The organism is Streptomyces sp. rh34 (assembly GCF_002551245.1).
Taxonomy (GTDB): Bacteria; Actinomycetota; Actinomycetes; order Streptomycetales; family Streptomycetaceae; genus Streptomyces.
Genome location: NZ_NTGZ01000561.1, coordinates 1 through 877, shown reverse-complemented (window position 1 = coordinate 877; position 877 = coordinate 1). Strand labels below are relative to the sequence as shown.

At 77.5% G+C, this 877-nt stretch carries 1 protein-coding gene; it reads left to right on the top strand.

The window, feature by feature from the left end:
• Nucleotides 1-443 precede the first annotated feature (443 nt).
• The coding region (locus CR470_RS38200; RefSeq protein ID WP_179892533.1) for a sirohydrochlorin chelatase at nucleotides 444-877 on the top strand (434 nt) is incomplete at its 3' end.

Below are 877 nucleotides of genomic sequence, written 5' to 3'. Positions count from 1 at the left end.
GGCCACGACGGCAGCCGGGACCGGGCGGGCAGTCGCAGCCGGGCAGGCAGCCGCGGCACGGACCGGTCCCGCAGCCGGGCCCGCAGCCGCGGCACGGGCCGGTCCGGCCGACGGTGCTCCTTCAGCCACCGCCCGAGCGCCTTCCGTCTCTCCCCGGCCTGCCCGCTCTTCCCACGCACCAGAACCCCCACCCGTCCGTCAGTCAGCCCGCTCGTCGGTCCGCCCGCCGCGTCAGGTGCGCGCGGGCCCTGTGCCCCCACCCCACCTGACGACCGGGATGCCACAAAGGTTCGCCGGCCGCCCCGGTCGTGGCGTCCGGCACCGGCGGCGGAGAGGACCGCGCGGGCGTACGCACACCGCCCCCGCCCCCACCGTGAGGCGGCGGAAAACGGCTGTGACCCTCGCGCAACGGCCCGGCAACCTCCGCCCGGCACCATCGGTCCATGACGCACCGCACCCGGCGGCCCGACCGCCCCGCACAGGACGGCGGCACTTCCGCCCCGGCCCTGGTGGCCGTAGCGCACGGCAGCCGCGACCCGGAGGCCTTGCGCACCGTACTGGCCCTCCTGGACCTGGTGCGCGACCTGCGCCCCGGCCTCGACGTCCGGCTCGGCCACATCGAGCTGAACCGGCCGCTGCTCCCGGACACCCTGGACGGCCTGCACGGGGCCGACGCCGTCCTCGTGCCGCTGCTCCTGGGACGCGGCCACCACGTCAAGCGCGACCTGCCCGCCAGGGCGGCCGCCGCCCCCGGCGTACGCACCCGGATCGCCGCGCCCCTCGGCCCCCACCCCCTGCTCGTCGAGGCGCTGTACGGGCGGCTCGTCGAGGCCGGCTGGGACCCCGCCGACCAGGGCCTGTCTCTTATACACATCTC